The 22,059-nt window shown below is 71.7% G+C and carries 21 protein-coding genes and 1 riboswitch; of the genes, 12 read left to right on the forward strand and 9 right to left on the reverse strand.

All coding sequences use genetic code 11. The features are described 5' to 3' along the window. Positions 1-12: 12 nt before the first annotated feature. Positions 13-153: riboswitch (SAM riboswitch) on the reverse strand. Positions 154-537: 384 nt separating this feature from the next. Both IF47_RS0116040 and IF47_RS0116045 read left to right on the forward strand, forming a co-directional pair. Further along, entirely contained in the window at positions 538-1,494 is a 957-nt protein-coding gene (locus IF47_RS0116040; protein ID WP_031509474.1) for a glucosyl-3-phosphoglycerate synthase, read from the forward strand. Positions 1,495-1,662: 168 nt separating this feature from the next. Further along, a complete protein-coding gene (locus IF47_RS0116045) occupies positions 1,663-3,132 on the forward strand; it encodes an alpha,alpha-trehalose-phosphate synthase (UDP-forming) (protein ID WP_031509475.1) in 1,470 nt (489 codons plus the stop codon). Positions 3,133-3,247: 115 nt separating this feature from the next. Here the strand turns inward: IF47_RS0116045 and otsB are convergent, their stop codons facing one another. The 4 genes from otsB to IF47_RS0116065 form a co-directional block, all read right to left on the reverse strand. Next, entirely contained in the window at positions 3,248-4,111 is an 864-nt protein-coding gene (gene otsB, locus IF47_RS0116050; RefSeq protein WP_031509476.1) for a trehalose-phosphatase, read from the reverse strand. A gap of 269 nt (positions 4,112-4,380) precedes the next feature. After that, positions 4,381-5,274 (reverse strand): hypothetical protein, encoded by an 894-nt coding sequence (locus IF47_RS0116055; RefSeq protein WP_157839984.1) that lies wholly within the window; start codon positions 5,272-5,274, stop codon positions 4,381-4,383. A gap of 218 nt (positions 5,275-5,492) precedes the next feature. Beyond that, positions 5,493-6,272, reverse strand: a complete 780-nt coding sequence (locus IF47_RS0116060; RefSeq protein ID WP_031509478.1) for a hypothetical protein — start codon at positions 6,270-6,272, stop codon at positions 5,493-5,495. A 477-nt stretch (positions 6,273-6,749) separates the two neighbouring features. Beyond that, complete coding sequence (locus IF47_RS0116065; RefSeq protein WP_037732691.1) at positions 6,750-7,010, reverse strand: DUF3263 domain-containing protein; 261 nt, start codon at positions 7,008-7,010, stop codon at positions 6,750-6,752. A gap of 191 nt (positions 7,011-7,201) precedes the next feature. On the opposite strand from IF47_RS0116065, the gene IF47_RS0116070 reads away from it, so the two are divergent. Next, positions 7,202-8,149 carry an SIS domain-containing protein gene (locus tag IF47_RS0116070; protein ID WP_031509480.1) on the forward strand — a complete coding sequence of 316 codons (948 nt, stop codon included), beginning with the start codon at positions 7,202-7,204 and terminating at the stop codon, positions 8,147-8,149. Here IF47_RS0116070 and IF47_RS28790 read toward each other — a convergent pair. Beyond that, positions 8,124-8,636, reverse strand: a complete 513-nt coding sequence (locus tag IF47_RS28790) for a hypothetical protein (RefSeq protein WP_157839985.1) — start codon at positions 8,634-8,636, stop codon at positions 8,124-8,126. The genes IF47_RS0116070 and IF47_RS28790 overlap by 26 nt on opposite strands. Before the next feature lie 374 nt (positions 8,637-9,010). Here IF47_RS28790 and IF47_RS0116080 point away from each other — a divergent pair, with 374 nt between their 5' ends. The 4 genes from IF47_RS0116080 to IF47_RS0116095 all read left to right on the forward strand — a co-directional run bounded on the left by IF47_RS0116080 (position 9,011) and on the right by IF47_RS0116095 (position 13,211). Then, positions 9,011-9,913: an ROK family protein gene (locus tag IF47_RS0116080; protein ID WP_037732693.1), complete on the forward strand. Its 903-nt coding sequence runs from the start codon at positions 9,011-9,013 to the stop codon at positions 9,911-9,913. Beyond that, complete coding sequence (gene nagA / locus IF47_RS0116085; RefSeq protein ID WP_051717759.1) at positions 9,910-11,130, forward strand: N-acetylglucosamine-6-phosphate deacetylase; 1,221 nt, start codon at positions 9,910-9,912, stop codon at positions 11,128-11,130. Before IF47_RS0116080 ends, nagA begins: the two co-directional genes overlap by 4 nt. 148 nt (positions 11,131-11,278) lie before the next feature. Continuing rightward, positions 11,279-12,226 (forward strand): 1-phosphofructokinase family hexose kinase, encoded by a 948-nt coding sequence (locus tag IF47_RS0116090; protein ID WP_031509484.1) that lies wholly within the window; start codon positions 11,279-11,281, stop codon positions 12,224-12,226. A gap of 124 nt (positions 12,227-12,350) precedes the next feature. Continuing rightward, positions 12,351-13,211, forward strand: a complete 861-nt coding sequence (locus IF47_RS0116095) for a class II fructose-bisphosphate aldolase (protein ID WP_031509485.1) — start codon at positions 12,351-12,353, stop codon at positions 13,209-13,211. A gap of 29 nt (positions 13,212-13,240) precedes the next feature. Here IF47_RS0116095 and IF47_RS0116100 read toward each other — a convergent pair whose 3' ends face one another. Beyond that, positions 13,241-14,194 (reverse strand): carbohydrate-binding protein, encoded by a 954-nt coding sequence (locus IF47_RS0116100; RefSeq protein WP_031509486.1) that lies wholly within the window; start codon positions 14,192-14,194, stop codon positions 13,241-13,243. A gap of 119 nt (positions 14,195-14,313) precedes the next feature. Then, positions 14,314-15,981, reverse strand: coding sequence for a diguanylate cyclase CdgB (gene cdgB, locus IF47_RS0116105; protein ID WP_031509487.1), 1,668 nt, complete (start codon positions 15,979-15,981; stop codon positions 14,314-14,316). Positions 15,982-16,320: 339 nt separating this feature from the next. Between cdgB and IF47_RS0116110 the strand changes: the two genes are divergently transcribed. The 4 genes from IF47_RS0116110 to IF47_RS0116125 all read left to right on the forward strand — a co-directional run bounded on the left by IF47_RS0116110 (position 16,321) and on the right by IF47_RS0116125 (position 20,068). Next, positions 16,321-16,878 carry a flavin reductase family protein gene (locus IF47_RS0116110; protein WP_078591867.1) on the forward strand — a complete coding sequence of 186 codons (558 nt, stop codon included), beginning with the start codon at positions 16,321-16,323 and terminating at the stop codon, positions 16,876-16,878. Between the two features lie 138 nt (positions 16,879-17,016). Continuing rightward, on the forward strand, positions 17,017-17,469 hold the full coding sequence (locus tag IF47_RS0116115) for a hypothetical protein (RefSeq protein ID WP_051717760.1): 453 nt from the start codon (positions 17,017-17,019) through the stop codon (positions 17,467-17,469). 12 nt (positions 17,470-17,481) lie between these two features. After that, entirely contained in the window at positions 17,482-18,852 is a 1,371-nt protein-coding gene (locus IF47_RS0116120) for a WXG100 family type VII secretion target (protein ID WP_051717761.1), read from the forward strand. A 64-nt stretch (positions 18,853-18,916) separates the two neighbouring features. After that, positions 18,917-20,068, forward strand: coding sequence for a S8 family serine peptidase (locus tag IF47_RS0116125; protein WP_031509491.1), 1,152 nt, complete (start codon positions 18,917-18,919; stop codon positions 20,066-20,068). A gap of 103 nt (positions 20,069-20,171) precedes the next feature. Here the strand turns inward: IF47_RS0116125 and IF47_RS27885 are convergent, their stop codons facing one another. Together IF47_RS27885 and arfB are read right to left on the reverse strand one after the other, a co-directional pair. Next, positions 20,172-20,450, reverse strand: a complete 279-nt coding sequence (locus IF47_RS27885; protein ID WP_051717762.1) for a hypothetical protein — start codon at positions 20,448-20,450, stop codon at positions 20,172-20,174. A gap of 61 nt (positions 20,451-20,511) precedes the next feature. Beyond that, a complete protein-coding gene (gene arfB, locus IF47_RS0116135; RefSeq protein ID WP_031509493.1) occupies positions 20,512-20,940 on the reverse strand; it encodes an alternative ribosome rescue aminoacyl-tRNA hydrolase ArfB in 429 nt (142 codons plus the stop codon). 200 nt (positions 20,941-21,140) lie between these two features. On the opposite strand from arfB, the gene IF47_RS0116140 reads away from it, so the two are divergent. Then, entirely contained in the window at positions 21,141-21,716 is a 576-nt protein-coding gene (locus IF47_RS0116140) for a TerD family protein (RefSeq protein ID WP_031509494.1), read from the forward strand. The last annotated feature ends 343 nt before the right edge of the window (positions 21,717-22,059 follow it).

Here is a 22,059-nt window from a genome sequence, read left to right on the forward strand (position 1 = left end):
CGAGGCCCTCTCTCCTCATCTTCCCCGGGACGTCCCTCGTCCGGGCCGGAATTGGCACCTTCCCCACCGTGGCCTCGACCGTGACGAACGAGTGCCGGCGGGAGGGTTGCCGGGGCTTCAACGGGCCGTTCCCTCTGCCCCTCTGGATGAGCTCTATGGCACCCGGCCGATACCGTGACCGGGGCGTTTGTGCACGCCGGGGCCCAAGATGCGGAAATCCCCTGCGTTGTCCAAGACTGTAACCGACGCCTGTCGGCATTCAGGTCCGCCGTCCGATCCGCGAGACGAGCCGCACACGAGCCCGCACACAGGGCCACACAGGACCGCACAAGGGCCACACGAGGGTTTCGGGGCGGAGACCAGGGAACACGGCACCGACGATCGGCGACGGGCGACCCACGGGCCCACCACGAACCGCCCGCGATCCCATCCCCGATCCACCCACGACCAACGCCGAGAACGCCCGGGAGAACCCGGTCCCGCAGAATGCCTGGGACGCCGGGGACCCCCGGACGCCGAGGACTAGGGAGGCGACACGTGCTGGACGAGGTCGACCACTGGCTGGAACGACGCTCCTGGAGCGCTGTCGACCGCCCGCTCCCCCGCCTGCTGGCCGCGAAGCGGGCGGCGGGACCGGCGGGCAGCGTGAGCGTGGTGCTTCCGGCGCTGAACGAGGAGGCGACGGTCGGGGAGATCGTCGCCGTGATCCGCCGCGAGCTGATGACCGAGGAGACACCCCTGGTCGACGAGCTGGTCGTGCTGGACTCCGGCTCCACCGACCGCACCTCCGCGGTCGCCGCGGCGGCGGGCGCGCGCGTGGTGCACCGGGACGACATCCTGCCCCGGATGCCCGCGCTGCCGGGCAAGGGCGAGGTGCTGTGGCGGTCGCTGATGGTCACCAGCGGGGAGATCGTCTGCTTCGTCGACGCCGACCTGCGGGACTTCGACCCGGCCTTCGTCTCGGGCATCGTCGGCCCGCTGCTGACCGAACCCGACCTGGCGATGGTCAAGGCGATGTACGACCGCGCGATCGGCGACAGCCCGGTCGGCGGCGGCCGGGTCACCGAGCTGGTCGCCCGGCCCCTGCTCAACCTGCACTGGCCACAGCTCGCGGGCTTCGTCCAGCCGCTGGGCGGCGAGTACGCGGCCCGCCGCTCCCTGCTGGAACGGCTCAGCTTCCCCGTCGGCTACGGCGTCGAACTGGGCCTGCTGGTGGACGCGCTGCACACCGTCGGACTCGACGCGCTGGGCCAGGTCGACGTGGGCGTGCGCAAGCACCGCAACCAGGACGGACTGGCCCTGGGACGGATGGCCGCGGCCATCCAGCGCACGGCCCACGTCCGGCTGGCGCGCGGCCCGCTCATACGCCCGCAACTGACCCAGTTCGAACGCACCCCCGACGGGAGGTTCGTCCCGCACACCCACCCGGTGGACTGCGAGGAGCGTCCACCGATGTGCACCATCCCGGAGTACGCGCGGCGCCACGCGGCCTGAGGGTCCCGTGCCCGTCCCGGCGCGCACCGGTTGTCGTCGGCGTGCCCCGGGGCGGGCCGACGCCGCCCGGGCGGTTACCGGCCCGTACCGGCCCACCTGGCCGAACGTGGGCGCCGTGTGACGAGAACCGCACGTTTGCGCGGTCCGGACAGCGGCTAGGTTCCGGTCATGGTCACTCGGCACCAGGTACTCGTCGCGTCCAACCGCGGACCCGTCTCCTACACGGCCGGGGAGGGGGGCGAACTGACCGCCAAACGCGGCGGCGGCGGCTTGGTCTCCGGTCTGTCGACCGTCAAGGGCGACGCGGTGTGGGTGTGCGCGGCGCTGGGCGACGGCGACCGCGAGGCCGTCCGGCGCACCGGCGGGAGGCTCGATCCGGCCGACACCGACGGCCAGACGGTGCGGATGCTGGACATCCCGCCGGAGGTCTTCTCGGACGCCTACAACGGCATCGCCAACTCCGTGCTGTGGTTCGTCCACCACATGCTCTACCAGACCCCGCTGGAGCCCGCCTTCGACACGGAGTTCGAACGGCAGTGGCGCTCCTACGAGACGTACAACGCGGCGTTCGCCGACGCCCTCGCCGAGGATGCCGCCGAGGGCGCGGTGGTCCTGGTGCAGGACTACCACCTCACCCTCGTCCCCGGCATGCTCCGCGAACGGCGGCCCGACCTGCGCATCGGGCACTTCTCGCACACTCCCTGGGCGCCGCCGGACTACTTCCGGATGCTGCCGGACGATCCGGACGGCGGGGTGGCCGCCGAGGTGCTCCGCGGCATCCTGGGCGCCGACCGCGCCGCCTTCCTCACCCAGCGCTGGGCCAACGCGTTCACCGAGTGCTGCGTGAAGCTGCTGGGCGCGGAGGTCTCCGTGGGCGACGACGGCGAGATGGTGGTGGTGCACGAGGGACGCGAGACGCGGATAGGCGTCCACGGCCTGGGCGCCGACGCGGCCTTCCTCCGCGAGCGCTCCCGGCGCCCGGACGTGGACGAGCGGATGGCCTCGCTCCGTGAGCAGATCGGCCACGACGGGGACGGAAACCCCCGGAAGACGATCGTCCGGGTGGATCGCACCGAACTGTCCAAGAACATCGTCCGCGGCCTCCACGCCTACCGCCGGCTGCTGGACGACCACCCCGAGTGGCACGAGCGGGTCGTCCACATCGCCTTCGCCTACCCCTCCCGGCAGGACCTGGCCGTCTACCGCGACTACACCGCGGAGGTCTCCCGTGTCGCCCAGGAGATCAACGCGGCGTACGGCACGGGGAGCTGGACACCGGTCGTCCTGCACGTCAAGGACGACTTCGCGCGCTCGCTGGCGGCGTACCGACTGGCCGACGTCGCCCTGGTCAACCCCATCCGGGACGGGATGAACCTGGTCGCCAAGGAGATCCCGGTGGTCTCCGACCGCGGTTGCGCGCTGGTCCTCTCCCGCGAGGCCGGGGCCTTCGCGGAGCTGGCCGAGGACGCCATCACCGTCAACCCGTACGACATCGGCGCCACCGCCGACGCCCTCCACCGGGCGCTGTCCATGGAAGCGGACGAGCGCGCCGAACGCACCAAGCGGCTCGCCGCCGCGGCCACCGCGCTGCCGCCCACGGCCTGGTTCACCGAACAGCTCGACGCCCTGCGCGGCTGAGCGGGGCTCCACCGGGCCGGCCCGGGTCCTCTCACGGGTGCGGCGGGCACGCACCGCGTCCGCCGCACCCGTGGGGCCGTCCGTCGGTCGGTGCCCGCTCGGCCGGTCGGTTCGGTCAGCCGGCCAGGACGTCCGCCAGCCTTCCCAGCAGCCCGACGACGCCGGCGGGACCGTCCACGACCAGATCCGCCCGCTCGGACAGCGCGGTGACCTCCTCGCTGCCGCTGCACACCAGCACGCCGGGCAGGTCCTCGCCCCGCAGCCGGTCCACCGCGTCGTACGCGGCGAGGTCGCCCAGGTCGTCGCCGCCGTAGAGGACCGAGCCGGCGTCCGTCTCGCGGAGGAAGTCCGTCAGGGCGACGCCCTTGTCCATGCCCGGAGGCCGCAGTTCCAGGACGAAACGGCCGGGTTCGACGGTCAGGCCGTGCCTTTGGGCCAGCTCGTCCAGGGGCTCGCGCAGCAGGTCGAAGGCACTCTGCGGATCGGCGGCACGGCGGGTGTGGACGGCGACGGCCCGGCCCTTGTCCTCGATCCGGGTGCCCTCCGGGGCCCCGGCCTTCTCCACGACGCCGGGCAGTTCGGCCCGGACGGCCGCCACGCCGGGGGGCGGCGGCGGCGCGGTGACCTCGCCGGTGGCCGCGTCCCAGCGCTCCGCGCCGTACGCGCCGAGCACCACCAGGTGCTCCAGGCCCGCCACGCCGGTGAAGCCGCCGTAGCGCGCCGCCACCTCGGCCGGGCGGCCGGTGACGATCACCACGGCCCGCAGCACGGGCGCCAGCCGGGCCAGGACGGGCACCGCGTCCGGGTGGGCGCGGGCCTGGTCGGGGTCGGGGACGATCGGGGCGATCGTTCCGTCGAAGTCGAGGGCGACCACGGCCCGCCCGGGGTCGGCCAGCAGTGCGGCGAGGCCGTCGCGTCCGGCGGGGGTGGTCGGTTCGGGGAGCTGCTCGGGAAGGGAGTGAGAAGAGTGGCTGCCCATGCTCGGCACACTACCCGGCCACGGCCGCCCTATCTCCGTCCGTTCCGGACCCGCGCCCTTCCGTGCCGCGCACGGTCGCGGCGGCGAACGGCCACGCCCGGCACGCGGCGAACGCGGACCTCCCGGTCGTCCCGACGAATCCTGTCGTCCGCCGCACCCTGAGGACATCGGCAGGTGCGCAGTCCGAGAAACCCGCGACACGACCACCCGCATGTGCCCACCGCCCGACCTCTGCCGGCCCCGCCGGGTGGACCTCGTCCAAGGAATCCCTACGCCCTGTTCGCCGCTGTCGTGTACGCCTGTCCGGCCTCTTGGAGCAGGAGGGCGGTCCTGCCGCCGGACTTGCCGGCGGCATCCTCCGAGACGCCGGTCTCCACGGCTCGCTCCCGGATCATGCGCCGGAGCCGCGGCAGGCCGTACTCCTCGTGGGTGTCGATCAGCTCCTGCTTGACGGTCGGATCGTCATCGCCCGTGGTTTCGGCGATCACCGCACTCCGGATCCGCGTCAGCGTTCCCAGGACGGTTCCACCGTCCGACACCGTTCCCATGGCCCGGTCTGTTCCGCCCTCCGGAATACGTGTGAAGTCCTCTCGACCGAGTTCCCCGAGCGCTTCGGCGACACGAGCGGTCTGCGCGCCGTGGACGGCGCGGAAAGCCTCCTCGTCCTCGAACACCCCGCGCAGGAACGGAGTCAGTTCCCGCACGGTCATGTCGGTCCTGGCCTCGCCTTTGCGTTCGGCGAGGACACCATGGACATCCGCCGTGTAATGGGTGAGGACGTTCGCCATGTTCCGACGAATCTCCTCGGGCATCGCGCGGTCGGCGTACCCCCTGACGGTCTCCTCGAAGACGTGGAGCCGCGCATCGCCGTGTTCGGGGTCTTCCTCCGGAGCGGGGGCCCCCGGGAGCCGGCCGGTCATGGCCGTCTCCAACGCGTCGCCACACTCGGCCGTCGACGCACCGTCCTCCGGCTTCCCACCGGGCACCAGGCTCCAACAGAAGTCGTCTCTTCGATCAAGAATGCCGCACCATGATCCTCGGTTTCCATTGCACTCAAACCACCGCACCTGTGATGCACCGAGGCGCTCCGCGCAGCCTGGACCCACCTGCTGGGGAAGCCCTTTCTTGACCCCGGAGCAGGGTGTCGACACAAGGCGGGCCATGACGACCCAAACGATTCGGCCATAATCTCCGCGCCAGGCTCTCCCGGGGCGACAGGAATCGCCCCGTGATAGCCGAAAGAAACCGCAAACAACGCCCGGCACAGATTCCCCGTGTGGCTCCGGCCCAGGATCCCGAATCACCAGGGAGAACGTCCCGGGCCGCTTGCTCGGCACCGGAACGTTCCGGGAGAGTCGGCCGTCACGACCTGGCTCGCGACTCAGGAAGCCGTCCGATATTCTGTTCTGATCACTTCGGTGATCTTCGGGTGGAGCCCCGCATCGCCATTCCCCGGCACCTCGGTCAGCGCACCCAATCGATCAGCCCTTTCCCGGAACATGTCCTCCAGGTAACCGCTGTTCCTCCGGGGCGAGAAAAAGACCTCCGGGTTTCCGCCCGTGCCCTGTTTCCCGTAAGCTTCGATCCACTCTTTCCGACCGGCTTCGTCGTCGTGGCGTGCGCCCAGAGCCTCGGCACCGATACGGTCCAGAACACCCATGGTGTTCCCGCCCACCAAGGCCACTCCCTGAGCCTCGTCGCTGCCTTCTGTGAAGTCCTCTCTACCGAGACCTCGAATGCCTTCCGCGACGAGCGCCAGGTGGGATTCGCGAACCATTCGGAAGGCTTCGGCGTCCTCGGCGATGCCACGGATGAAATCCGCCATGGTGGCCCGGTCGACGTCGACGTCGTTCGGCCGCGTCGACAACTCCCTGGTGGAGAAGTCCCCGTGCAGACCGATGATGTCGTGGATGTCGTCCGCATAGAAGGCGAGCGCATTCGCCATGTTCCGACGGATTTCCTCGGGCATCGCCTCGGGGTCGTCTTCGACATGATCGGCGTATCCCTTGACGACCTCCTCGAGAACGCGGACCCGTTCGGCATCGTGCTCAAGAGTGCTCTCCGGCGGAGCGGCTCCGGGAGGCCGGCCGGTCATGGCCGTCTCCAACGCGTCGCCACACTCGGCCGTCGACGCACCGTCCTCCGGCTTCCCACCGGGCACCAGGCTCCAACAGAAGTCGTGGCGAGAAGACCACGGTTCTTCGACTTCTCTCCGACGACCGCACCCCCCATCAGGCCACCTCTCCCGTGCAACTCGTCGTCCTTGACTCCCACCTGCTCGACCCGTTCCTCGATCATCTCGGTGAGACGCGGGCGTCTCTTTCCGTTCCGGTCATCGCGGCGTAGGAGGTGACCACTTTCCCCAAGACACGAGTCTGCTCCTCGGTGTGCCGACTGTGGCCCTCCGGCGCGTCCATGCCCCCGCGTGGCCGGACCTGCCCGCCCCCACGCGCCGCTCTGTTCCCCCGCGTCGGTGTGGCAGACGAACAACTCCTCTGTGGTTACCGTGAGTTGCCTGCCGGATTGTAGTGGTCACCGGTTTCGGGACCTGTGCGGGGCGGTGCCGTGGGGGTGACGGCGCAGGGCGACGCGGCCGGGAAGGGACTGGTCCGGCACTCGCGCCCCCGCGCCGACGTGCCTATCCGCGTAGATCGCGCCGCGCGTCCCGGCGGCGCCTGAGACGGTTGATCGTGACCGGGTCCCGGGCGAGGGCGCGCGGATCGTCCAAGAGGGCGTTGAGGCGCTGGTAGTACTGGGTGGGCGAGATGCCCAGACGTTCGCGGATCGCCCGCTCCTTGGCGCCGGGGCCCGGCCAGCCGTGCCGTTCGACGGCGAGCACGGCCTCGTCCTGTTCGGACAGGCCGTCGCCCTCGTTCGGCCGCTCGTTGCCGGTGCTCACTCTTCCAACCTACTGCCGCGCTCGGACACCGCACGTCGGCCGCTCCGGGCCGCTCCGGAGTCCGCGCCACACCGCGTATCGCTTCGGCAACGGTCCTTCACCCTCCAGGTCGGGACTGCTATCCACGTGCATGTACCACCTGCCCGGAAGATCGTCGACCGCACCCCGCGCCCGTCTTGAGGAGCCTCCGCATGGCCGCCGCAGAGCAGTCCCGCACCGCCGCCGAGATCGCCACCCAGCCGCACTCCTGGCGGCGGGCGGCCGAAGCGGCGGCGGACGTCGTCGACGCCCTGCCGCGTCCGGGTGAGCGGGTGGCGGTCACGGGCTGCGGCACCTCGTGGTTCATGGCCCAGGCGTACGCGGCGCTGCGCGAGGCGGCCGGGCAGGGCGAGACGGACGCCTTCGCCTCGTCGGAGTTCCCGGTGGGACGCGCGTACGACCGCGTGGTGGCGATCACCCGGTCCGGCACCACCTCCGAGGTGCTGGACCTGCTGGGCGTGGTGAAGGGCCGTGTCGCCACCACCGCCCTGACCGCCGACGCGAACACCCCCGTCGTGGACGCGGCCGACCGGGTGGCCGTCCTGGACTGGGCGGACGAGGAGTCCGTCGTCCAGACCCGCTTCGCGACGACGGCGCTGGCGCTGCTCCGCGCGGGCCTGGAGCGGCACGGCGAGCTGCCGGCCGGGGCGAAGTCGGTCGAGCGGGCCGCGGTCGACGCGGAACTGGCCGTCACCCAGCCGTTGCCGGAGGCGGCGCTCACCGCCGAGCAGTGGACGTTCCTGGGACGCGGCTGGACGTACGGCCTGGCGCTGGAGGCGGCGCTGAAGATGCGCGAGGCGGCCGGGGCGTGGACGGAGGCGTACCCGGCGATGGAGTACCGCCACGGTCCCATCGCCGTCACCGGTCCGGGCCGGGTCGCCTGGCTGCTGGGCTCCCTGCCGGAAGGGCTGGCGGGCGACGTGGAGCGGGTGGGCGGCGCCCTGCTGGCGGACTCCGACTGCGCGGCCACCGGAGAGCGCGCGCTCGACCCCATGGCCGATCTGATCCGCGCCCAGCGCCTGGCGGTCACCCTGGCCGAGTCGCAGGGCGCGGACCCGGACCGGCCCCGCAACCTCAGCCGCAGCGTGATCCTGGGCTGACGCGCCGCCGCCCGTCCGCGCCGGCGGCCCTTGGAAACCGCCGGCGCGGGCGGGCGGCGATCGGGCAGGCGACGTGCAGGAGCGCCTCCGCGTTCACCACGTCGCCGTACATGTCGCGTATCACCACCGCGCCCCGGAAGCCGTGCGGCAGCCGGTAGGGGAAGGGGAACACGTCGCCACCGGGCGGCAGTTCGTCGTCGGGCCCCCAGGGTTCCACCCGCACGTGAACGCCGACATCGCCCTTCTCTCCCTCCCCGCTCCAGTCGAGCCGGCAGTCGATGAGCGCACGGCTCTCGTGGCCCGGTTCGAGGAGCGTGCCGTACTGCTTCCGTCGCATGACCGAGTCGTCGGGCAGGAGCGAGGCGAGGTGGGCGGTGGGCAGCAGACCGGCGCACGCCTTCCTCGGTTGCGCGCGGTCGACCTTCGGCCGCTCACTGTCCCGCGTCGAGCACACGACCACCGCTGTCACGACGGCGAGGGCCGCCACGCCCAGAACGGTGACGCGCGACCACGTGTGTTTCCACGGGCTTCCCATGGCCCCCCCTCTGCCGGTTTCCCGCGCCCGACGCCGGCAAAGGCGTCGGGGGAGCCCCCTGGTTTTCCACAGCCTGCCGAGCGGGGCCCGATCCGGGCCGTCGGCGACCCGTCGGCTCGGCGGGTCCGCCTCGGCGTGGACGGTCCGGCCGCCGCCTTCACGCGGGTGTTCGGGTGAGGACGGCGGTCGTCTCCGCCACCGGGCGGAACGGAGATCGGCGAAGTGGACTAGACCTTTCGCGGCAGTCACGGGACACTGTCCCCGTGACTGCTGGGGACAACGCCACAGCCGCCTACGTCGTCGCGCTCGACGTGGGCGGTACCGGGATGAAGGCGGCGCTCGTCGGCGCCGACCACGCGCTGCTGCACGAGGCGCGGCGGCCCACCGGTCGGGACGACGGGCCGAACGCCGTGGTGGACAACGTGCTCGCGTTCGCCGCGGAGCTGTGGGAGACCGGGGTCGAGCGGTTCGGCGCGCGGCCCGCCGCCGTGGGGCTCGCCGTTCCCGGAATCGTCGACGAGACGGAGGGGAGGGCCGTCTACTCGGCCAATCTGGGCTGGCGGGACGTCCCGCTGCGCGAGTCGCTCGCCAAGCGGCTGAACGCGCCCGCGGCCTCCATCGCCGTGGGGCACGACGTGCGCGCCGGCGGTCTCGCCGAGGGACGGATCGGGGCGGGCGCGGGCGTGGACCGCTTCCTCTTCGTGGCGCTGGGCACCGGCATCGCCGGGGCCATCGGCATCGACGGCCGGGTGGAGCCCGGCGCTCACGGCGGGGCGGGCGAGATCGGCCACGTCACGGTGCGTCCCGACGGTCCCGCGTGCGGCTGCGGGCGGTACGGCTGTCTGGAGCTGTTCGCCTCCGCCGCGGCCGTCGGCCGGGCCTGGGCCGAGGCGGGCGGCGGTCCGGGCGCGACGGCCGCCGACGCCGCGGCGGCCGTGGAGGCCGGTGACCCTCGGGCCGTCACCGTCTGGCGGGAGGCGGTCGACGCGCTCGCCGAGGGCCTGGTCACGGCGCTGACGCTGCTCGACCCCCGTGTCCTGATCATCGGTGGCGGGCTCGCCGAGGCGGGCGGGACGCTCTTCGCCCCGCTGCGGGAGGCCGTGCGCGACAGGGTCACCTTCCAGCACCTTCCCACCATCGTTCCGGCGGCCCTGGGGGACGCCGCCGGGTGCCTGGGCGCGGGACTCCTCGCCTGGGACCTACTCTCCGCGGAGGTTTCGAGCCGATGACCGAGCCGAAGACGGCCACAGCGGCGCAGACGACGGGGCAGACGCCGGCGCGGGCGGCAGCGCGGCCGGCGGGGGCTCGGCGCACGGTGCTGACCGGCGCCCGGGTGGTGCTGCCGGACGGCGTGGCCGAGAACGGGCGGGTGACCGTCGAGGGCGCCCGGATCGCGCCCGACGTCCCCGGCGAGCCGGGCACGCTCGACCTGACCGGGCACTGGATCGTGCCGGGCTTCGTCGACATGCACGTGCACGGCGGTGGCGGCGCCTCCTTCTCCGCCGGCAGCGCCGAGGAGGCGCTGCGGGTCGTCGCCACCCACCGGGCGCACGGCACGACGACGATGGTCGCCTCCACCGTCACCGGTCACCTGGACGACCTCGCCCGGCAGGCCGGCGTCCTGTCCGAGCTGGTCGAGCAGGGCGATCTGGCGGGCCTCCACTTCGAGGGGCCGTTCATCTCCCCCCACCGCTGCGGCGCCCACGACCCCGCCCTGCTGCGCGACCCGGACCCGGCCGACGTCCGCAAGCTGCTGGACGCGGCGCGCGGCACGGCGCGGATGGTGACGCTCGCGCCGGAGCTGCCCGGCGGCCTGGACTCCGTGCGGCTGCTCGCCGACCACGGGGTGATCGCGGCCGTCGGCCACACGGACGCCGACTACGGGGCGACGCTGGAGGCGGTCGAGGCGGGCGCGACGGTCGCCACGCACCTGTTCAACGCGATGCCCACGATGCTGCACCGCGAGCCCGGCCCGGTGGCGGCGCTGCTGGAGGACGAGCGGGTCACCGTCGAGCTGATCAACGACGGCACCCACCTGCACCCCGCCGTGTTGGAGCTGGCCTTCGCCCGGGCGGGCGCGGAGCGGGTGGCGTTCGTCACCGACGCCATGGGGGCGGCCGGGATGGGCGACGGCGTCTATCCGCTCGGGCCGCTCCAGGTGCGGGTCACCGGGGGGGTCGCCCGACTGGTGGAGGGCGGTTCGATCGCGGGCTCCACACTCACCCTGGACACCGCGCTGCGGCGCGCGGTGACGGTGGACGGCCTCCCCGTCGAGGATGCTGTCATGGCCCTGTCGACCAGTCCGGCGCGGCTGCTGGGGGTCGCCGATCGGGTGGGGACGATCGAGATCGGCAAGGACGCGGACCTGGTGGTGTTGGACGCCGAGTACCGACTCACCGGGGTCATGCGCAAGGGCGAATGGGTCGTACGTCCCGAGAAGTCCTGATCCGTTCCGCCCGCGCGGAACGGCGGTTTCCCCGGACACCTGTGCCTGCCGCCTCCGCTTTGGCATGATCGCTCGCGCGGTCGGCGCGCCTACGCCACCGTAAGTCTGTGGAATGTTCACACACGCGCCGGTGGGAGGTGGAAACCGAATGATCCTGACCGTCACGCTCAACGCGGCCCTGGACGTCACCTACCGCGTTCCCCGCCTGGAACCCAGCGCCTCCCACCGCGTCAGGGAGGTCGCCGAGCGCCCGGGCGGCAAGGGTCTGAACGTGGCCCGGGTGCTGGCCGCGCTGGGCCACGAGACGTTGGTGACCGGGTTCGCGGGCGGCTCGACGGGCGAGCGGGTACGGGAGTTGCTGGCGGAGGTGACGGAGGCCGGCCCGGTGGGGGACGCGTTCGTGACCATAGGCGGCACCACCCGCCGCACCGTGGGCGTCGTGGAGGAGTCCGGCGGCCCCGACGGCGGCGCCACCCTCTTCAACGAGCCCGGACCGCAGATCGCCCCCGCCGAGTGGGAACGCTTCCTGGACGTCTACGACGAACTCCTCCTCGGCGCCGACGCCGTCGCGCTGTGCGGCAGCCTGCCGCCCGGCGTGCCCGTCGGCGCCTACGGGACGCTGGTGCGCGCCGCGCGCACCGCGGGCGTGCCCGTCGTGCTGGACACCAGCGGGGAGCCGCTGCGGCGCGGACTCGCCGCCCGACCGGACGTGGTCAAGCCCAACTCCGACGAGCTGGCCGGGATAACCGGGAGCACCGAGCCCCTGTACGCGGCGCGGCTGGCGCGGCGGCGCGGGGCGCACGCCGTCGTGGCGTCGCTGGGCGCGGACGGGCTGCTCGCGCTCACCCCGGACGGCGCCTGGCGCGTCGAGCCGCCCCGGCGGGTGGTCGGCAACCCGATCGGCGCGGGCGACTCGGTGGTCGCCGCGCTGCTCTCCGGTCTCGTCGAGGGACTGTCCTGGCCGGACCGGCTGGTGCGCGCCGCCGCCCTGGCGGCGGCGACCGTGCGGGCCGAGGTGGCGGGCGAGTTCGACCGGACGGCCTATGAGGAGCTGCTGCCCGCCGTGGCCGTCACCCGACAGATGGCGGCGGCGTGAGGCCGTGGTGTGACGACGGCCGCGCCGTGGGGCGCGGCACGGAACGCGAAGGCCGCGAGAACCACGCGGACCGCCAGGACCACGAGGGCCGCCAGGACCACGAGGACACGGAAACGGAGCGGGCATGCCACTGGTCGGCACCGAAGACCTCGTCACGGCCGCACGCGCCACGGGCCACGGCGTCGCGGCGTTCAACGTCATCACCCTGGAGCACGCCGAGGCGATCGCCGCCGGAGCGGAGACCGCGGGCGTCCCGGCCATCCTCCAGATCTCCGAGAACGCGGTGCGGTTCCACGGCGGACGACTCGCCCCCGTCGCCGCCGCCGCGGCGGCCGTGGCACGGGCCTCCGACGCGCCGCTGGCCCTCCACCTGGACCACGTCGAGAGCTTCGAGCTGCTGCGCGAGGCGCCCGCCGCCGGTTTCGGATCGGTGATGTTCGACGCGTCGAGGCTGCCCTACGCCGAGAACGTCGAGGCCACCGCGCGGGCCGTGCGCTTCGGCCACGGGCACGGGATGTGGGTCGAGGCCGAGCTGGGCCGGGTCGGCGGCAAGCCCGGCGACCCCGACCGCACCACCCTCGACGCCCACGCCCCCGGGGTGCGGACCGACCCGGACGAGGCCGCGGAGTACACCGCCGCCACCGGCGTGGACGCGCTGGCCGTCGCCGTCGGCAGCTCCCACGCGATGACCGAGCGCACCGCCACCCTCGACCACGACCTCATCGGCGAGCTGCGCCGGGCCGTCCCCGTCCCGCTGGTGCTGCACGGCTCCTCCGGCGTGCCGGACGAGGAACTGAGGCGGGCGGTCGCCGCCGGCATGACCAAGATCAACGTGGGGACGGCCCTGAACACCGCCTTCACCCGCACCGTCCGCGCCCACCTGGCCCGGGACGCCGAGACGGTCGACCCCCGGACGTACCTGCGTCCGGCACGCGAGGCCATGGCCGAGACGGTCGCGGCCTTCCTGAAGGTGATCCGCCCCTGAAGACCGGCGGGACCGCCGACGGCCGGCGGTCAGCCCTTCTTGACGTGGCCCTCCTCCAGCCACACCTGGTCCAGGACGAAGCCGCACTGGTTGTCCTGCTCACACGAGATGCTGACCGTGTTGGTGCCCTTGGTGAGCTCGATCCAGGCGTAGGTGCGCGTCCAGCCCTTGTCCCACTGGCCCTCTTCCGCCTGGGCGAAGTTCTTCATGTTGAGCGGCTGGCCCTGGGGCCTGCCGTTCACGGTGAGGGTGGAGTTCGCGTCCTTGCCGGGCACGCCGTAGCCGACGTACAGCGTGTACTTGCCCCCCTCGGGGACGTCGAAGACCCAGCTCACCGAGGCGCCGGGCTTGTCGAGGCCCGCGACGTACGCGCCGCTCCTGGCCCGGGAGCCCTCGATGTCCTTGGCCACGGTGGCGCCGCCCTCGGGGCGGAGGCTGGCCGCGTCCTCCTTGGGCAGGGCGCCCTTCTCCTCGTCGTCGCCGGCGTTCCCGCTCTTGTCCTCGCCCTCGCTCGCGTTTCCGCTGTCGGCCTCGGCGGTGGGGGACGCGGAGGTGCCCGCCTGGTTCCCGACCGCCTTGTCGTCGTCGCTGAAGATGATCGCCGAGCCCACGCCGACGATCACGGCCGCGACGACCGCGATGGCGCCGATCAGCAGACCGTTGTGGTTCCGGCCGGCACGTGCCGCGGCCCGACCCCGGCCCGCGGGAACGCCCTGTCGGGCGGCGGCACGGCCACCGGGAACGGTCTCGGGAGCCGCGTAGTAGGCGTTCGGCCGACCCGGCTGCTGCGGCTGCTGGGCCTGCTGGCCGCCGTACCGGCGCTCGCCGACGGGGCGGACCTGGTTGAACGAGGTACGGGGAACACCGGGCTGCTGTGTCGACGAGCCGCCCGCGCCACCGCCCGTACCGCCCTCGGAGCGGTAGAGGTAGGCGAACGGGTCGTCGTTGTCCGGCGTGCCCGAGCCGTTGTTACCGGCGGTCATTCCGTGCGCTCCTCCACTACAGGTGCCTGCCCGGCGCAGCCTACCCCTTTCGGGTTAAAGGACGCGGTGTCCGCGCTTCCGGTTCGCCTCCCCGCGGAACACCCGTCCCCGGCGGGCTCTCACCCGGCCCGGCGGTGCGCCTTCGCACGCGCCCGCTTCTCGATGTACATCCGCTCGTCGGCGGACTGCAGGACCTCGTCGGCGGACATCCCACACCCCGCCCAGCCGATCCCGAAGCTCGCCCCGACCCGCACCGCGCGGCCTTCCACGCGGATGGGCGGGATGATCGCGTTGCGCAGCCGCACGGCCAGGTCGGCGGCGTCCGCGCGGCCCAACCCGTCCGCCAACACCACGAACTCGTCCCCGCCCAGGCGCGCCACGGTGTCGTTGTCGCGCACGCCGTCGGACAGCCGGCGGGCGACCTCGATCAGCACGGCGTCGCCGCAGTGGTGCCCGAAGCGGTCGTTGATCGACTTGAAGCCGTCGAGGTCGCAGAAGAGGACCGCGAGCCCCTTCTCCGAGGGGTCGTCGCTGGTCGGCGGGACGGTGTGCACATGGTGGTCGTAGCCGCTCGTCGCCTCCGCCCCGAGCCCGCCGAAGTCGTCGACACCGTAGCCGCCGTAGCCGCCGTGACCGTTGTGACCTTTGTGGCTGCCATAGCCGCCGTACGCGCCGCCGGGCCCCATCTGCGCCGCGTCGGACATCGGCGCGGGCTTGTCACACAGCCGGGCGCTCAGTCTGGCGCGCAGCTCCGCGCTGTTGGGCAGACCGGTGAGCGAGTCGTGGCTGGCGCGGTGGGCGAGCTGGAGCTCGTGCCGCTTGCGCTCCTCGATGTCCTCGACGTGAGTGAGCAGGAAACGCGGACCGTCGGCGGCGTCGGCCACCACGGAGTTCCGCAGGGACACCCACACGTGGGAACCGTCGCGCCGCGCCAGTCGCAGTTCGGCCCGGCCGCCCTCGGCGGAGGTGCGCAGCAGGGTGTTCCGGTCCTCCGGGTGGACGAGGTCGGAGAAGCTGTAGCGCCGCAGCGCCGACGCCGGGCGGTCCAGCAGCCGACAGAGCGCGTCGTTGGTGCGCACCAGCCGGCCGTGCTGGTCACCGCCCAGCTCGGTGATGGCCATGCCGCTGGGCGCGTACTCGAACGCCTGCCGAAAACTCTCCTCGCTCGCCCGCAGCGCCTGCTGCTCGCGCTCCAGTCGGACCAGCGCGCGTTGCATGTTCGCTCGCAAACGGGCATTGCCGATCGCTATGCCCGCCTGAAAGGCGTACATCTGGAGCGCTTCGCGCCCCCATGCGCCGGGACGCCGCCCGTTGCGCGGCTTGTCGACGGATATCACGCCCAGCAGCTCCCCGTCGGAGGAGTACATCGGCGCCAGGAGGACGTCCATCGGGTGCCATTCGTCGGGGTACCGGGGGGCCGGTCCGGCGGTGTGCCACTGCGGCACGTCATCGTCGAGCAGGACCCATGCCTCGGTGTGCGGAATGAAGCGCAACTCCCCCCAGCGCTCCCCCATGGCCAGCCGGCGCTCCCAGGCCGCGCGCGAGCCCGTGCGGCCCGCCATCATGGCCTCGGCACCCTCGCTGCCTGCGACGGCGGCCACCACGAGGTCTCCGTCCGGCTGGACGAGGTTGACCGCGGCCAGCTCGAAGTCCAGCCCCTTCACGATGCCGTCGGCCACGGTCTGGAGGGTGTCCGCCAGGCTGCGCCCGGTGTTGAGCTCCGCCATCGAGTGGTGGAGCTTGCGCAGGGTGGCGAGGCGCACATACGGCTCCGACTCGGCTTCCATCGCCCTCCCCCTGAAGACTTGAGCGAGCAACTCCAGATGATCCGGGTTTAAACGTTCGTCCGTCGTCAAGCCACTGAATCACAGTGAGCTGCCCAGTCGGTACACAGGGTCAACAATTGACGCCCTGTGTGACCCATGTCACAACAGAGCGTGGGCGAGCGACTGCGGTGCGTGGGAGCGCCTCACCCTGCTTCACACCCGTGCCGAACGCAAATTCCGCCTCTGACCTGCGAGATCGTTCAGCCAATGTACCTAGGTCCCGGTTGGTCCCGGGGACCGATGCGCACTCCGCCGACAGCGTTTAGCGTGCGGAGTGTGCACTCGACACCACAGCAACAGATGCCCCAGAACGTCCCCGCTTCGCACCAGCCCCTCGGCGTCCCCCACCCTGAAGGAGTGACCGAGGACGAGTTCCGCGCCGCCCTGTCGAGACTGGCCGCGGGCGTGGTGTTGGTGACGGCGCACGACCCCGAGGAAGGGCCGCGCGGCGAGGACGTCGGCATGACCGCGACCTCCTTCCTCTCCGTCTCCCTGGACCCGCCCCTGGTCCTGGTGAGCGTGCGCGAGGAATCCCGGATGGACGAACTGCTGGAGAGGCAGCCGCTGTGGGCCGTGTCCCTGCTCGCCGAGGGCCAGCGGCACATCGCCGGACGCTTCTCCATGCGCGGTCGCGTCAGCGACCGGCTGCTCTTCCAGGACATGCCCTGGACGCGCGGCGAGGCGTCCGGAGCGCCCCTGGTCGGCGGCGCGCTGGCGACGGTGGAGTGCCGCACCGAGCAGCGGGTGAGCGCCGGCGACCACACCCTGGTGATCGGCCGGGTGCTGGCCACGTCGCTGTCGGGCTCCGAGGGCGCCCCCCTGGCGTACTTCCGCGGCCGTTACCGCCGCCTGGCGTAGCCCCGCGCCGGCGCCCGCTTCCCCCGAACGGGCGCCGGAATACCACCGCGCGGGCGGGAACTCGCGCCCACTACACTGACGTGACACAACCATGGCGCAACGTGACCGCTGACCGGGGGACGGGGACGGGGACAGACCGTGACGGACTGGCGCGACACAGGTGACGGCAAGGATCTTTCGTACGAGCCGGAGACCCTTGCCTCCTTCAAGAAACGCATCGACAAGATCATCGATGATCTGGAGACGTCTCCCGCGTCCCACAAGCGCATCAGCGACCAGACGATCACCCCGGAGTCGTACGGCACGGGCTTCAGCGCCGCGAAGGACCTGTCGTCCCTCTACGAGGGCGCCCACGAGCGGCTGAAGACGCTCTCCCGTCTCTTCGGCGAGCAGTTGGAAGCGCTGGGCATCGCCACCCAGATCGTGGACAAGGGCTACGAGAACATCGAGACCGAGCACCGGGAACGCTTCCAGGCCATCCAGTCTCACGTGGAGGAGCACCAGCACTCCCGGCGGGACGGTTCGGGGGACCAGAACGCCGGGGTCGGCGGCACCAAGAAGTCCGTCGACGCGGGCACGGACTTCGACTAAGGGGGAGCAGGGATGTCCGGAGGAGAGTTCGAGGACAAGTCGCTCGCCGCGCTCCACTCGATGGTCGCGAACGCCAACCCCAAGGCGCTCACGTCGCGGGGCGACGCGCTCGGCAAGGCCGGTACCGACATGGACGGCATCGGCCACGAGTTGCGGGCGTACGTCGAGCGTGTGCAGTGGAAGGGTCAGGGTGGCGACGCCTTCCGCGAGTGGGGGCAGCAGTTCGCACTGGAGACCATGCGGTTCGCCGTGTACGCCCGCTCCCTGGGACGGCACCTGGCGGACGCCGGCCAGGCCCTGACCGAGGCCAAGGCGGCCATCCCCGCTCCGGAGGGGATGTGCTACGCCGATCCGGAGAAGGACAAGGCCCGCCAGAAAGAGGAAGAGGCCAAGCGCCAAGAGGCGATCAACCAGATGATCCGGCTGTCGTCGTACTACCGGATGGCCGGGGAGAACATCCGGGGGGCGGAGGAGCCGCAGTTCAAGGCGCCTCCGAGTAAAGACGAATTCCTTCCCGGGGGGAACACGCCGAACACAGCGCCAAGCATCGGTTCCAAGGAGTCCGCGACGTACCGGGAGCCGAGCGTCACCTCTGTCCAGCCCGTGTCCGCCAAGGACGGTGGCGAGGTACGTCCTCCTCTCGCTGTCGACCGTTCCGCCCCTGTTGTCGACCGTTCCACTCCCGTGGTCGAGCGCCCCGTCCACATGACGATCGACTCCGTCGCCACGGTGCCCGTCAACGAGACCCGACCGCAGACCGCTCCTGCTCCCTCACAGTCTTCTTCCGGGCCGTCGGCTCCGCCCGTGGCTCCCGTGGCATCCACCTCACCGGTCCAGCGGTCCGGCCAGGCGTCTCCTCGGGCTCCCTTCGCCAACCGCCCACCGGCCGTCAGCGGGGGTGGTGTTCCGCCTCGGGGAGCCGGTAACAGCGGTCTTGTTCCTCCGCGAGGCCCCGGTAACAACGGGGTCATCGGCGGTACGCCCCGACAGGTGGGCACCCCTGCCTCCGGGCTTCCGCGCGGAGCCGTCGCCGGTGGCGACCACGCCACCATGGGCCGACCCATGGGCGGTCACCCCGGCGCCGCAGGCGGTGGGTCCTCCGTGAACAGGGGCATGCCCCTGGGGCGCCCCATGGCATCGCAGCCCGGCGGCACGGTGGGGACTCCGCGCTCGACCGGCAACCACGGGCGAGCTTTCACCCCAGGCGGTACCGGGCTTGTCCGGGGAGGTGCGGTCACTCCCGGAATGGCAGCACGACCGACCAACACGAGCCCTCCCCGGGAAGACCGCCGACGCGGCAACGACCGGCCCGACTACCTCGCCGAGGACGAGGAGACCTGGGCGTCGGGGCAGCGGAACGTGGTGCCACCGGTCATCGACTAACTCCGAGGAAGTGCACTGCTCCATGCGAACCCACGCCCTCCCTCCACAGAGGCGAACGTTGACCGTGGCCGCACTGCTGGCGGCCGTGCTGATGTCCCTGGGACTGCTCGCGCCGCCCGCTGCCGCCAATATCAGACCGGACCAGCAGTGGTACCTCGACGCCATGAACGCGTCGGGGCTGTGGAAGGTCACCAAGGGCGAGGGCGTCACAGTCGCCGTCCTCGACTCCGGTGTGAGCCCGACCCCCGGTTTGAAAGACAAGTTGTTGCCGGGAAGGAGTTTCACCTCGGAAGACTCCGACGTCCACGAGGACGCGACCGGCCACGGCACGGTGATGGCGGCCCTGATCGCCGGCTCGGGAGCGGGCAACACCCTGCGAGGCTTGGCACCGGAGGCGAAGATCCTCCCCCTGCGGACGCACGTCACGAATGATTTTTTCGGAGCGCACGAACCGCTCATCGAGGCGCTCCGGTACGCGGCCAGGAGCGAGGCCAAGATCATCAACATCTCGCAGGGCATGACCGGGGTGACTGACAAAAACCGCGCTGCACTCCAAGACGCGATCAACGAGGCCAACAAGCGCGGCAAGCTTATCTTCGCCGCTACCGGAAACGACGGCCGCCAAGCGAAGTACGTCTACCCGGCAGCGATGCCGGGCGTTGTCGCCGTGGGCGCGGTGGACAAGACCGGAACGGTAACCGACCTTTCCAACTACGGCCCTCACCTGGCCCTCACCGCCCCCGGCGATCCCGGTGGCACGAGCCAGGCGGCAGCCATCGCCTCCGCCAGCGCGGCCCTCATCTGGTCCAAGCACCCCGACTGGACCCACCACCAGGTCCTGCGCGTGATGATCGAGACGACGGGTATGTCCGAGCGGGGCGAGGAGCCCAGCATGTACCTGGGCTACGGCATCGTCCGTCCCGCACAGGTCCTCGTCGACGGCGACGGCGACCCCGGACCGGCCGACAAGAGCCCCCTCTTCTCCAAGTACTTCGCCTCCCTCGAAGCCTCGAAGTCCCCCTCCCCCGACGCCGAGGACGCGAAGGGCGACGCGAAGAACCCCGACGCCACCGACACCGATTCAAAGAAGAACCAGGCGCAGGAGAAGAGCGGCAGCGACGGGCTCCCGTGGGTGCCCATCGGCATCGGCGCCGCGGTACTCGTCGCCGCCGTCGCCGTCACCGCCGTCCTCCTCGCCCAACGCCGCCGGGCGTGATCCCGCCGGATCGGCGCGGTGCTTCCCGCCGATCCCCCCACCGAATCCCCATCGCCCGCCGGTTCCGTACGGAACCGGCGGGCGATGGGCGTTTGAGGCGGCGTCAATCCGACGACGGTCCTGTGTCCGCGCCCAGGCCGAAGGCGAGGACGAATCCGTTCAGCCAGGCGTAGACGTCGCTGCCCGGATAGGTGGTGCCGTCGTCCGGAAGGCAGTCGAACCCCAGTGGGAGGTAGGGCGGCTCGTATCCGGCGATGTGTTCGATGACACCCGGCGCGTCGTCGCGGCACGAGGGCGAGGGAGCCGAGTCCGTGCCGGATTCGGATTCACTCGCCGCGAACCGGACCGCGGCGAGCCCGATGAGGCAGAGGTCGACGGCCACCGCCGGCCGAGCAGTCGCACGGGCGCGCTCTCCCGACGAGGGCGTTCACGGGTCGGGGTGTCTAACCCCAGTCGCGGCCGGAGCGTCCGCGCTTGATCTCGGCGCGGTGCTTCTTGGTCCGCAACCGCCGCTCGTTGATTCCGCGCGGCACCTTGCTCTTCTTGCGCGGGCGCGGCGGTGGGGCCGTGGCCTCCGCCAGCAGCGAAGCCATGCGCACGGCCGCCGCCTCGCGGTTGCGCCACTGGGAGCGGTGTTCGGAGGCCCGGACGACCAGCACTCCGTCCACCAGTCGCTCGGCCAGTCGTTCCAGCGCGCGTTCCTTCCACACCGGGGGCAGCGCCTCGGTCCGTTCGAGGTCGAAGCGGAGTTCGACCCGCGAGTCGGACGTGTTGACGTGCTGCCCACCGGGCCCGGACGACCGGGAGAAACGCCAGATCAGCTCGGCCTCCGGCAGGGAGACCGAGCCTCGGATGAGATAGGGCCCGGACATGCCCTCCATGTTCCCGCGCCCACCGCCCGACGTCACATGTGTTTTTCGACGCGCCGGGCCGGCCTCTTGGCAAAGAAGGTAAAGAAGGCAAAGGATCGTGGAACCCTGCTCCCCTCCGGCAACGTTGGAGGGGGTAGAACCGAACCGGACAACAGGCCGGACACCGGGCCGGCAGAGAAACACCACAGAAGGGCATCCCGATGGCTGTAAGCCTGTCCAAGGGCGGCAACGTCTCGCTCACCAAGGAGGCCCCCGGCCTGACCGCCGTGACGGTCGGCCTCGGCTGGGACGTCCGTACGACCACCGGCACCGACTTCGATCTGGACGCCAGCGCCATCGCGGTCAAGGCCGACGGCAAGGTCTACTCGGACCAGCACTTCGTCTTCTTCAACAACAAGTCCACCCCGGACCAGTCGATCGTGCACACCGGCGACAACCGCACCGGTGAGGGTGAGGGCGACGACGAGCAGATCAACGTCAACCTCGCCGCGCTGCCCGCGGACATCGACAAGATCGTCTTCCCGGTGTCGATCTACGACGCCGAGGCGCGCAGCCAGAACTTCGGCCAGGTCCGCAACGCCTACATCCGCATCGTCAACCAGGCCGGCGGCACCGAGATCGCCCGTTACGACCTGAGCGAGGACGCCGCCACCGAGACCGCCATGGTCTTCGGCGAGCTGTACCGCCACGGCGCGGAGTGGAAGTTCCGTGCGGTCGGTCAGGGCTACGCCTCGGGTCTGGTGGGTATCGCCCAGGACTTCGGCGTCAACGTCTGATCGAATCCCGACGCCTCACGGAGGGCGCCCGGCACCGCTGGACGGTCCCGGGCGCCCTTGACGTCCCCCGTGCGCCGCTGCGGCCGGCTGCGGCAACGCGTACGGAAGCCACACCCCAAGGCAGTGGCCGAAAGATCCGGGCGGCCGGAGGCACCTCGGGCCATGTGACGCGGTTCGGTTGACGCGGCTGGTGTCCGCGCCACCGTAGAACGGGCACTGGACTTGTACGGCCTGCTCGTCGCGAGAACTCCGACTGGCGTCCCTCGCCGCCGCCTCTATAGCTTGTGTCGCCAGATGGCGAACAGTTCGAGCCACGGGGGTGGATGCGTGTCGTTCGACGACG

Source organism: Streptomyces megasporus (assembly GCF_000718985.1).
Classification (GTDB): Bacteria; Actinomycetota; Actinomycetes; order Streptomycetales; family Streptomycetaceae; genus Streptomyces; species Streptomyces megasporus.

Bases quoted from the DNA above. Each gene is read 5' to 3' on its own strand.
- IF47_RS0116045 (WP_031509475.1), top strand. From the start codon at position 1,663: ATGGTCACTCGGCACCAGGTACTCGTCGCGTCCAACCGCGGACCCGTC.
- otsB (WP_031509476.1), bottom strand. From the start codon at position 4,111: ATGGGCAGCCACTCTTCTCACTCCCTTCCCGAGCAGCTCCCCGAACCG.
- IF47_RS0116055 (WP_157839984.1), bottom strand. From the start codon at position 5,274: ATGGCCCGCCTTGTGTCGACACCCTGCTCCGGGGTCAAGAAAGGGCTT.
- IF47_RS0116070 (WP_031509480.1), top strand. From the start codon at position 7,202: ATGGCCGCCGCAGAGCAGTCCCGCACCGCCGCCGAGATCGCCACCCAG.
- IF47_RS0116080 (WP_037732693.1), top strand. From the start codon at position 9,011: ATGAAGGCGGCGCTCGTCGGCGCCGACCACGCGCTGCTGCACGAGGCG.
- nagA (WP_051717759.1), top strand. From the start codon at position 9,910: ATGACCGAGCCGAAGACGGCCACAGCGGCGCAGACGACGGGGCAGACG.
- IF47_RS0116090 (WP_031509484.1), top strand. From the start codon at position 11,279: ATGATCCTGACCGTCACGCTCAACGCGGCCCTGGACGTCACCTACCGC.
- IF47_RS0116095 (WP_031509485.1), top strand. From the start codon at position 12,351: ATGCCACTGGTCGGCACCGAAGACCTCGTCACGGCCGCACGCGCCACG.
- IF47_RS0116100 (WP_031509486.1), bottom strand. From the start codon at position 14,194: ATGACCGCCGGTAACAACGGCTCGGGCACGCCGGACAACGACGACCCG.
- cdgB (WP_031509487.1), bottom strand. From the start codon at position 15,981: ATGGAAGCCGAGTCGGAGCCGTATGTGCGCCTCGCCACCCTGCGCAAG.
- IF47_RS0116110 (WP_078591867.1), top strand. From the start codon at position 16,321: ATGCCCCAGAACGTCCCCGCTTCGCACCAGCCCCTCGGCGTCCCCCAC.
- IF47_RS0116120 (WP_051717761.1), top strand. From the start codon at position 17,482: ATGTCCGGAGGAGAGTTCGAGGACAAGTCGCTCGCCGCGCTCCACTCG.
- arfB (WP_031509493.1), bottom strand. From the start codon at position 20,940: ATGTCCGGGCCCTATCTCATCCGAGGCTCGGTCTCCCTGCCGGAGGCC.
- IF47_RS0116140 (WP_031509494.1), top strand. From the start codon at position 21,141: ATGGCTGTAAGCCTGTCCAAGGGCGGCAACGTCTCGCTCACCAAGGAG.